The organism is Kitasatospora sp. NPDC059571 (assembly GCF_042735675.1).
Taxonomy (GTDB): Bacteria; Actinomycetota; Actinomycetes; order Streptomycetales; family Streptomycetaceae; genus Kitasatospora.
Window position 1 is genome coordinate 1 of record NZ_JBHWBW010000270.1, and the last position, 10,442, is coordinate 10,442.

Genomic DNA, 10,442 nt, shown 5'->3' on the forward strand with positions numbered 1-10,442 from the left:
CGATCCACACCGGATCGGGGCCCGCGCCGTCGTGCCGGGGCGCCCGCCCCTCGATCCGCTAGTCCTTCAGCCCGCTGACGTAGTCGAGCATGGCCTTCGCCTGGTCGCCCAGGGCCGGGCCGGCCATCCACGCCGCCGGGCGCGGGCCGATCGAGTTGTTGCTGATCAGTGCGGGCTTGCCGGCCCGCAGCACGAACCAGCCGCCGCCGCTGGAACCGCCGGTCATGGTGCAGCCGATCACGTACATGGTGGGCCGCTCGGCGTCGAAGGAGAGCCGGCCCGGACGCACCTGCGAGTCGCAGTGCTCCAGCTCCTGTCCGTCGAACGGCGCGGCCTGCGGGTAGCCGTAGGCGGACGCCCCGGTGATCTGCGCGCGCGGCGCGTTGAACCAGACCGGCACCGAACCGCCGACCGTCTCCTCCAGCGAGAGGCCGCCGGCGGTGTTCTCGTTGTGCACCCGGATGATGCCGAAGTCGTACTGGCTGACCGGGCCACCGTGCTCGCCGCCCTCCTCCGCCCACTGCGGGGAGACCACCGCGTAGTCCGCCGTCCACACGCCGTACGGCGCGACCTGCTCGAAGGCGGCCTCCCGGCCCTTCGAGGCGGCACCGGTGCGGTTGTACGAGGGCACGAACGCCATCTTCTTGAACCAGGTGCCGTTCTTGCCCTCGTGCAGGCAGTGCGCGGCCGTCCACACCAGGTTGGACTTGCCCGGGTGCGCCGGGTCGCTGATCACGGTGCCCGAGCAGACCGCACTGCTCTGGTCGTCGACCTTCATGAAGATCTTGCCGAGCACCGCGGAGCTCGCCGAGTACGGGTGCGCCTGCGCCTTGGCGGGGATCTTCGCGGGCGGCTGGGCGTCGTTCTCCGGCGCGATCTTCTCGGACTGGAGCGTGGCGTCCTGCGCCTCCATGCCCTTGGCGGAGTCCATCTTCGCCCGGTCCCAGAAGCCCTTCAGCTTCTCCGGGGTGAAGCCGTGCGCGTTCGCCCACTTCGCCCAGTCGTCCTTGGACCAGTTCTTCAGGTTCTTCAGCGCCGCCGACAGGTCCAGGCCGGGCTTGGCGGAGCCCGCGGCGGACGCCGGCGGCGCGGCGTCCTGGCCGCCGCCCTCCGGGTCGCAGGCGGTCACGGACAGGGTGAGTATCGCCGCGGTGGCCGCGGCTGCCGCTGCGCGGCGGATGGTGATCGGCATGGTGTTCCGTTCCCCGTTGGTGTGTGTCGTCGTACCGGAGTTACTTCTGGGACAGGTAGGCGAGCGCCTGGCGGGCGACGCTCTCCAGGTACGGCCCGCTCAGCGCGGTGTGCCCGGCGGTGCCGATCGAGGTGTTGCTGACCAGCGCCTGCCGGCCGTCCGGCATGGTGGCGAACCAGCCGCCGCCGCTCGCGCCGGCCGTCATGGTGCAGCCCACGGTGAGCATCGCCGGCCGCGCCGGGTCGAACGAGCGGCTCACCGGCCGGCCGCCGTCGCAGCGGTCCAACTCCTGCCCGTTGAAGGGCTTGAGAGCCGGATAGCCCCACACCGAGACCGACAGTGCGGTGCGCGGCGCGTCGAACCAGACCGGCACCGCGGTGCCGATCGCCTCCTCCAGCGACCGCCCCCCGCCGTCCGGGTCGTGGACGTGCAGGATCGCGAAGTCGTACTGGTTCGCGGCGTCCCCGCCGTGCCCGCCCTCGACCGGCCACAGCGGCGAGGTGACCACCCGGTCCGCCCACCACTGCCCGAGCGGCGCGACCTCCGCCAGCGTCGCCCGCCGGCCCCCGCTCGCCGCGCCCGAGCTGTTGTACGCGGGCACGAAGACCAGGTTGCGGTACCAGTCCCCGCCCTTGCCCTCGTGCACGCAGTGCGCCGCCGTCCACACCAGGTCGGACTTGCCGGGGTGCGCAGGATCGGCCACCACGGTCGCCGAGCACTGGCCCGTTCCGCCGCCCGGCGCCGTCGAGAACACCTTCCCCGAGGCCGGGTAGCGGGTGTACGGGCGCTCCACCGGCACCGCCGCCACCGGCGACGGATCCGGGTCCGGCACCGCCGAGGCGGCCGTCGGGGACGGCGGTGCGGCCGGCGGCGAGGGCGGCTGCGCCTGCGCGCCGTCCATCCGGTCCGGGCTCCACAGGCCGCGCACCACCGGATTGCTGAACACGTGCCGCGACGCCCAGGCGTCCCAGTCGGCGAACCGCCACCGCCGCAGCTCCTCCCAGCTGCGCGGCAGACCCGCCAGCAGCCCGGGCGGCACGTCCGAGGGCAGCGTCAGCCGCCCGGCCGCGGTGGGCCCGCCGGACGGATCCGCGCCGCCCCCGCCCCCCGGCGTACAGGCCGCCACCGCCAGCAGCAGTGCGGCGCCGAACACCGCCACCGGCCCCGCCCGCCCGATTCCCTTTCGCATGGCTCCGCCCCCCAGACGTCGCTGTGCCCCTGCCGACGGTGCAGTCTGCCACCACCGACACGTACGAAACCGCCGACCGGTTGCCCTCCCTGACAAGAGGTCACCCAACCGTGACCCGGACACACCGTCAGCGCACACCACCCCCACGAGTGAGTGATCGGCGGGTATTCACCTTAACGAGTGAGGTGATCTTGTCGGCGCACAACCCCGTCCGTTAACCCTTGGACCGACCGGGTGCCTCCCCCGCGCACCCGCTCGACTGGCCGCGCCCGGCCCTGCGGGCGCCGAAGGAGCAGCCTTGAGCACCGCCCTCACCGGAGCCCCGCCCGCCGCCCCGCCCGGCCCGGCCGCTGCCCACCGAGCCCGCCCCCGCACCGCGCCACTGCCACCTGCCGACGACCCGCTGCTGGACCCCGACCCGGCCGCCGCCGCCGAACACGCCGGCACCGAGGCCCTGCTGCGCTGCTGGGCCCGGGAGAGCGGCGCCGCCCCCGACCCCGCCGGCCGGCTGACCGTCCCCGTCCTCGGCGGCGCCGCCCAGCTCAGCGCCCCCGTCCGGCACTGGTCGGCCTGCGGCTGGCACCGCCTCGGCCCGGTCGCCCTCACCACCGGCCCCGGCGGCCCCGCCGCCCCGGTCGACGCGGTCACCGTCGCCGCCCTGATCGCCGGCGCGGCCGGCCACCGCGACCCGGGGCAGATCGCCGACCTGGTCGCCCGGGTCGCCGACTCGGTCGCCCGCACCGCCGAGATCCTCGCCCACCGGCGCCGCACCCCCGAGGCCGCCGAACCGGACCCCTTCCTCCGCGCCGAGCAGGCCCTGCTGCTCGGCCACCCGCTGCACCCCACCCCCAAGAGCCGCGACGGCCTCGGCCCCGCCCAGAGCCGCGCCTACTCGCCCGAACTCCACGGCTCCTTCCGGCTCCACTGGTACGCCGTCGACCGCACCCTGCTCGCCGCCGACTCCGCCACCGGGCTCCCCGCCGACCGGATCACCGCCGCCCTCCTCGGCGACGGCGCCGCCCTCCCGTCCGGCACCGCCGCCCTGCCCCTGCACCCCTGGCAGGCCCGCGAACTCGCGCTGCGCCCCGCCGTCGCCGAACTGTTCGAGGCCGGCCTGCTGCACGACCTCGGCCCGCACGGCGAACCCTGGCACCCCACCTCCTCGGTGCGCACCGTCACCCGCCCCGGCACCCCCTGGATGCTCAAGCTCTCGCTCGGCCTGCGGATCACCAACTCCCGCCGGGAGAACCTCCGCAAGGAACTCCACCGCGGCACCGAGGTGCACCGCCTCCTCGACGCCGGCCTCGGCGCCGAGTGGCGCGCCGCGCACCCCGGCTTCGACATCGTCCGCGACCCCGCCTGGATCGGCGTCGACCACCCGGGCCTGCCCGAGCCCACCGGCCTGGACACCGTCCTGCGGCAGCAGCCCTTCGGCCCCGCCGACCGGGTCGCCTGCCTCGCCGGACTCGTCGCCGAACAGCCCGCCGCCCGGCTCGGCTCCCGGCTGGCCACGATCGTCGCCGAACTCGCCGCCCGCACCGGCCGCACCGCCCGGACCGTCGCCGCCGAATGGTTCCTGCGCTACCTCGACGCCGTCGTCCTGCCGATCCTCTGGCTCGACGGGCAGGCCGGCATCGCCCTGGAGGCCCACCAGCAGAACAGCCTCGTCCTGCTCGACGCCGAGGGCTGGCCCACCGGCGGCCGCTACCGCGACAACCAGGGCTACTACTACCGCGCCTCGCACGCCGACCGGCTCACCGCCCGGCTCCCCGGCCTCGGTACCGCCAGCGACACCTTCGTCCCCGACCACGTCGCCGACGAGCGCTTCGCCTACTACCTCGGCATCAACCACGTCCTCGGCCTGATCGGCGCGTTCGGCTCCCAGCAGCTCGCCGACGAACAGGTGCTGCTCGCCGCGCTCCGCCGCTTCCTGGCCGGCCCGCGTGCCGCCGCCACCGGCTCCACCCTCCCGCAGCACCTGCTGGACGCGCCGACCCTGCGCTGCAAGGCCAACCTGCTCACCCGGCTGCACGGCCTCGACGAACTCACCGGCCCGGTCGAGACCCAGTCCGTGTACGTGGCCCTCGCCAACCCGGTCGCCGCCCGCACCCCGGGGGCCGGCGCATGAGCACCCGCGCCGCCGATCCGCTCGACCGGATCGCCGACTGGGGCCCGATGGCCACCCCCGCCGGCGAGTTCCGGCTCCGTCCGGTCCGCCTCCCCGACGACCTGCCGCTGCTCACCGGCTGGATGAACGACCCCGCCGTCGCCGCCTACTGGCAGCTCGCCGGGCCGCCGGCCACCACCGAGCGCCACCTGCGCGCCCAGCTCGACGGCGACGGCCGCAGCCGGCCCTGCCTCGGCCTGCTCGACGGCGTCCCGATGAGCTACTGGGAGGTGTACCGCGCCGACCTCGACCCGCTCGCCGGGCACTACCCCGCCCAGGCCCACGACACCGGCCTCCACCTGCTGATCGGCCCCGCCGACCATCGCGGCCGGGGCCTGGGCACCGCCCTCATCCGCGCCCTCGCCGACCGCGTCCTCGCCCGCCGGCCCGCCTGCCGCCGGGTGCTCGCCGAACCGGACGTCCGCAACATCCCCTCCGTCCGGGCCTTCGCCGGCGCCGGCTTCGACCACGCCGGCGACCTCGAACTCCCCGACAAGCGGGCCGCCCTGATGATCCGCCCGCGCACCGCCGACCGGCCGCCCGCCGCCGCCAACGCGCCAGGCGCCACCGCCACCGCGCCCGCGGCCGGCCGCCCCGCCCCGGCGGACGAGCGGCCGTACGACCTGCTCGGCGTCGGGATCGGCCCCTTCAACCTCTCGCTCGCCGCCCTCGCGGACGGCACCGACGCCCTCGACACGGTGTTCTGCGAGGCCGCCCCCGCCTACCGGTGGCACCCCGGCATGCTCATCGACGGCGCCCGCATGCAGGTGCCCTTCCTCGCCGACCTGGTCTCCCTGGTCGACCCCACCAGCCCCTGGTCCTTCCTCAACTACCTGCGCCACCAGGAGCGGCTCTACCCCTTCTACTTCGCCGAGCGCTTCCAGCTCACCCGCCGCGAGTACGAGCACTACTGCCGCTGGACCGCCGACCGGCTGCCCAACTGCCGCTTCGGCACGCCCGTCACCGCCCTGCACTGGGACGCCGGCCGGGAGCTCTTCGCCGCCGAGGCCGGCGGCACCCGGCTGTGGGCCCGCAACGTCGTCCTCGGCACCGGCACCCGGCCCGCCCACCCCGAGGCCTTCGCCGCGCTGACCGGCCACCCCCGGGTCTGGCACTCGGCCGGCTACCTCGACCGGCTCGCCGCCCTCGACGGCGCCCGCGACATCACCGTGGTCGGCTCCGGGCAGTCCGGCGCCGAGGTCTTCCTCGACCTGCTCCGCCGCCGCGCCGACGACGGCACCAGGCTGCGCTGGCTCAGCCGTACCCGGGCGATCGCCCCCATGGAGTACTCCAAGCTCGGGCTGGAGCACTTCACCCCCGACTACACCCGCTACTTCCACGGCCTGCCCGCCGCCGTCCGCGAGCGCCTCGTCCCCGCCCAGTGGCAGCTGCACAAGGCCGCCAGCGCCGAGACCCTCGCGGCGATCCACGACCTGCTCTACGAACGCTCCACCGGCCGCCCGCCCGGCACCGACCCGGTCGAGATCATGCCCGGCACCGCTGTCACGGCCGCCCAGGCCGGCCCCTGCGGCGGACTCGAACTGCACTGCCGGCACACCGACTCCGGCACCGAGCACACCGTTCGCACCGACGCCGTGGTGCTCGCCACCGGGTACCGCGCCACCCGGCCCGCCGCCCTCGACCCGATCGCCCACCTCGTCGCGTGGGACGAGCACGGCCGCTACCGCGTCGACCTCGACCACCGGGTCGCCACCCGCCCCGAACTCACCGGCGGCCTCTACGTCCAGAACGCCGAACTCCACACCCACGGCGTCGGCACCCCCGACCTCGGCCTCGGCGCCCACCGCGCCGCCGTGATCCTCAACGCCGTCGCCGGCAAGGAGCTCCACCCGCTGCCCGCCCGCACCGCCTGGACGAGCTTCGCCCCGCCCGCCGGCCCGGCGGCCCCGCCGCACCCCGAGGAGGCCGCCCGTGGCACCGCAGTACAGCCCTGACCCGCCGCTGCACCGCCCCGCGCAGCTCACCCCCGACCTCTGGCGCAGCGCCTGCCGCGCCATGCTCGCCAAGATGCTCGCCGAATTCGCCTACGAGGAGCTGCTCGACCCCGTCCCGGCCACCGACGGCCACCTGGTCGCCCTCGACGGCGGCCACGAGTACCGCTTCACCGCCCGCCGCGGCGCCTACGGCAGCTGGCGGATCGACCCCGCCACCCTGCACTGCCCCACCGACCCGGGCCTGGACCCGCTGCTCTTCCTCAAGCGCGCCCAGGGCCGGCTCGGCGCGGACGGCCCGACCACCGGCCACCTGCTGCGCGAACTCACCGCCACCCTGATCGCCGACGCCCACCTGCTGGCCGACCCGCTCACCGCCGCCGAGCTCGCCGACCTCTCGCACTCCGAGCTGGAGGGCCGGCAGAGCGGCCACCCGTGGATCGTCCCCAACAAGGGCCGGCTCGGCTTCTCCGCCGCCGACGCGGCCGGCTGGGCCCCCGAGGCCAGGACCGCCCGGCGGCTGCCCTGGCTCGCGGTGCACCGCTCGCTCGCCGAGTTCCGCGGCCCGGACGACCTCTACGAGCGCGAACTCGACAGCCTCGGCGAGTTCCGCGCCCTGCTCGGCGAGCGCGCCGACGAGTACGTACTGCTGCCCGTCCACCCCTGGCAGTGGGACGAGATCGTCGTCCCGCTGTTCGCCCCCTGGATCGCCGGCGGCGAGATCGTCCCGCTGCCGCCCGACCGCGACCTGCGGCTGCCCCAGCAGTCGGTGCGCAGTTTCTTCAACGTCAGCCGGCCCGACCGGTGCACCGTCAAGCTGCCGCTCGCCGTGCTCAACACCATGGTCTGGCGCGGCCTGCCCACCGAGCGCACCCTCGCCGCCCCGGCCGTCACCGACTGGATCCACGGCATCCGCGACGGCGACCCGTACCTGCGCGACGAGTGCCGCGTGGTGCTGCTCGGCGAGATCGCCTCGGTCGCCGTCGCCCACCCGCACTTCACCGACCTCCCCGGCGTCCCCTACCAGTACCGCGAGCTGCTCGGCGCCATCTGGCGCGAACCGCTCGGCCGCCACCTGGCACCCGGCGAGCGCGGCCGCACCCTTGCGGCCCTGCTGCAGACCGGCAGCGACGGCCGCGCGCTGGCCGCCGAGCTCGTCACCCGCTCCGGGCTCGCCCCCGACGCCTGGCTCGGCCGGCTGTTCGCGGCGATGCTGCCCCCGCTGCTGCACTTCCTCTACCGCTACGGCACCGTCTTCTCCCCGCACGGCGAGAACGCCATCGTGATCTTCGACGAGCACGACGTCCCCGTCCGGCTGGCGGTCAAGGACTTCGTGGACGACGTCAACCTCTCCGACCGCGACCTGCCGGAACTCGACGGCCTGCCCGCCGAGGCCGACCGCGTCCTGCTGCGCCGGCCGCCGGACTTCCTCTGCCAGTTCCTGCACGCCGGACTGTTCGTGGGCGTCTACCGCTATCTCGCCCCGCTGTTCGAGGCGCAGCTCGGCCTCCCCGAGGCCGATTTCTGGGCGCTGCTGCGCGCCGAGGTGCTCGCCCACCACCGGCGCTTCCCCGAGCTGGCCGACCGGTTCGCCCTGTTCGACCTGCTCACCCCGCGCATCGACCGGCTCTGCCTGAACCGCAACCGGCTGCTGCTCGACGGCTACCGCGACCGCCCCGCCCGCCCGGGCGCCGCCGTGCACGGACAGGTCGCCAACGCACTCCACCCCGGCGCGATCGCCGCTCTCCCCGCCCAGCGGCCCCGCACTGTCGGTGCCGCGCCGTAGGGTGGTCGGCGTCATGACGAACGACTCCGCACCCCTGCCACTGCCGGGCGACGACGCGCCGGCCCCCGTCCCGCGGACGCGCATCCCGGAGCTGCTGCACGCCGCCGTCACCGCGGTCGGCGGCGTCGAGCGGCCCGGCCAGGTCGCCATGGCCGCGGCCGTGGCCGACGCGGTCGACGAGGGCGAGCACCTGCTCGTCCAGGCCGGCACCGGCACCGGCAAGTCCCTGGCCTACCTGGTGCCCGCGCTCGCGCACGGCGACCGCGTGGTGGTCGCCACCGCGACGCTCGCCCTCCAGCGCCAGCTGGTCGAGCGGGACCTGCCGCGCACCGTCGAGGCGCTCCACCCGGTGCTGCGCCGCCGGCCGCTGTTCGCGATGCTCAAGGGCCGCTCCAACTACCTCTGCCTGCACCGGGTGCACGAGGGCACCCCGGCGGACGAGGGGGAGGGCCTGTTCGACGCCGCCGAGGTGCTCGGCGGGCCGAGCAGCAAGCTCGGGCAGGACGTGCTGCGGCTGCGCGAGTGGGCCGAGGAGACCGAGACCGGCGACCGCGACGACATGTCGCCGGGCGTCTCGGACAAGGCCTGGGCGCAGCTCTCGGTGACCTCCAACGAGTGCCTGGGCGCCACCAAGTGCCCGTACGGGCAGGAGTGCTTCGCCGAGGCGGCCCGCGAGCGCGCCAAGCTGGCGGACGTGGTGGTGACCAACCACGCGATGCTGGCGATCGACGCGATCGAGGGCGCCCCGGTGCTGCCGGAGCACGGCCTGCTGATCATCGACGAGGCCCACGAGCTGGTGAACCGGGTGACCGGCGCGGCCACCGCGGAGCTGACCGTGCACGCCGTCAACCGGGCCGTGCGGCGCGCCGCCAAGCTGGCCAACGAGAAGGCGGTGGACGCCCTCCAGGCCGCGGCGGAGAACTACCACGGCCTGATGGAGACGGCCCAGCCCGGCCGGGTCGAGGAGCTGCCGGAGTACCTCGGGTACGCGGTCACCGCGATCCGCGACGCCGCCCGCCAGGTCATCACCTCGCTGGGCGAGACCCGCGACAAGGCGCTCTCCGACGAGGACGCGGTCCGCAAGCAGGCCATGGCCTCCGCGGAGTCGCTGCACGAGACCGCCGAGCGGCTCCTCCAGGACTCCGCCTACGACGTGGTGTGGATCGAGCGCAGCGACCGCTTCGGCATGGGGGCGGCCTCGCTGCGGGTCGCCCCGCTCTCCGTCTCCGGGCTGCTGCGGGAGGGCCTCTACAAGGACCGCTCGGTGGTGCTCACCTCGGCCACCCTCAAGCTGGGCGGGGACTTCACCGGCGTCGCGGCCTCGGTCGGCCTGCCGGCCGAGGGCCGGCTGCCGGACGAGCGCCGGCCGGACGAGCCGGAGCCCGCGGGCGGCGAGGACGCCCCGCCGCTGTGGCGCGGGATCGACGTCGGCTCGCCGTTCACCTACCCCAAGCAGGGCATCCTCTACGTCGCCAAGCACCTCCCGCCGCCCGGCCGCGAGCCGGACCGCCCGGCCATGCTGGACGAGCTGGCCGAGCTGATCGGTGCGGCCGGCGGGCGCACGCTGGGCCTGTTCTCGTCGATGCGGGCCGCCCAGACCGCGGCCGAGGCGCTGCGGGAGCGGCTGGACAACCCGATCCTGCTGCAGGGCGAGGAGACGCTCGGCGAGCTGATCCGGGCGTTCGCCTCGGATGCCGAGAGCTGCCTGTTCGGCACGCTGTCGCTCTGGCAGGGCGTGGACGTGCCGGGCTCCGCCTGCCAGCTGGTGGTGATGGACCGCATCCCGTTCCCGCGGCCGGACGACCCGCTGATGAGCGCCCGGCAGAAGGCCGTCGAGGAGGCCGGCGGCAACGGCTTCATGGCGGTCGCGGCCACCCACGCCGCGCTGCTGATGGCGCAGGGCGCCGGCCGGCTCGTCCGGGCCGCCGACGACCGGGGCATCGTCGCCGTGCTCGACCCGCGGCTGGCCACCGCCCGGTACGGCGGCTTCTTCCGGTCTTCGATGCCGGACTTCTGGTACACCACCGACCGCAACCAGGTGCGGCGCTCGCTGGCGGCGATCGACGCCTCGGCCCCGCCGGTGAAGCCGGTGGCCAAGCGCTCCGCCTCCTGACCCGGCCGGTCCCGGAGGGCGGGAACGCGTGAGGGGTGGGTGC

The 10,442-nt window shown here is 75.4% G+C and carries 6 protein-coding genes; 4 read left to right on the forward strand and 2 right to left on the reverse strand.

What is annotated here, in order from left to right; translation table 11 throughout:
* Positions 1-58: 58 nt before the first annotated feature.
* Positions 59-1,192, reverse strand: a complete 1,134-nt coding sequence (locus tag ACFV0G_RS25510; RefSeq protein ID WP_380552338.1) for a trypsin-like serine peptidase — start codon at positions 1,190-1,192, stop codon at positions 59-61.
* Positions 1,193-1,232: 40 nt separating this feature from the next.
* Complete coding sequence (locus ACFV0G_RS25515; RefSeq protein ID WP_380552341.1) at positions 1,233-2,381, reverse strand: trypsin-like serine peptidase; 1,149 nt, start codon at positions 2,379-2,381, stop codon at positions 1,233-1,235.
* 298 nt (positions 2,382-2,679) lie between these two features.
* Here ACFV0G_RS25515 and ACFV0G_RS25520 point away from each other — a divergent pair, with 298 nt between their 5' ends.
* From ACFV0G_RS25520 to ACFV0G_RS25535, 4 genes are read left to right on the forward strand one after another with little or no spacing between them, the layout of a single operon-like run.
* Positions 2,680-4,509 (forward strand): IucA/IucC family protein, encoded by a 1,830-nt coding sequence (locus ACFV0G_RS25520; RefSeq protein ID WP_380552344.1) that lies wholly within the window; start codon positions 2,680-2,682, stop codon positions 4,507-4,509.
* On the forward strand, positions 4,506-6,503 hold the full coding sequence (locus tag ACFV0G_RS25525) for a GNAT family N-acetyltransferase (RefSeq protein WP_380552347.1): 1,998 nt from the start codon (positions 4,506-4,508) through the stop codon (positions 6,501-6,503). The genes ACFV0G_RS25520 and ACFV0G_RS25525 overlap by 4 nt, the downstream gene beginning before the upstream one ends.
* Positions 6,481-8,286, forward strand: coding sequence for an IucA/IucC family protein (locus tag ACFV0G_RS25530; protein ID WP_380552350.1), 1,806 nt, complete (start codon positions 6,481-6,483; stop codon positions 8,284-8,286). Before ACFV0G_RS25525 ends, ACFV0G_RS25530 begins: the two co-directional genes overlap by 23 nt.
* A gap of 13 nt (positions 8,287-8,299) precedes the next feature.
* Positions 8,300-10,399, forward strand: a complete 2,100-nt coding sequence (locus ACFV0G_RS25535) for an ATP-dependent DNA helicase (RefSeq protein ID WP_380552353.1) — start codon at positions 8,300-8,302, stop codon at positions 10,397-10,399.
* The last annotated feature ends 43 nt before the right edge of the window (positions 10,400-10,442 follow it).

What these genes read in the sequence shown, in the direction of transcription:
- ACFV0G_RS25510 (WP_380552338.1), bottom strand. Translation starts at nt 1,192, where the DNA reads ATGCCGATCACCATCCGCCGCGCAGCGGCAGCCGCGGCCACCGCGGCG.
- ACFV0G_RS25515 (WP_380552341.1), bottom strand. Translation starts at nt 2,381, where the DNA reads ATGCGAAAGGGAATCGGGCGGGCGGGGCCGGTGGCGGTGTTCGGCGCC.
- ACFV0G_RS25525 (WP_380552347.1), top strand. Translation starts at nt 4,506, where the DNA reads ATGAGCACCCGCGCCGCCGATCCGCTCGACCGGATCGCCGACTGGGGC.
- ACFV0G_RS25535 (WP_380552353.1), top strand. Translation starts at nt 8,300, where the DNA reads ATGACGAACGACTCCGCACCCCTGCCACTGCCGGGCGACGACGCGCCG.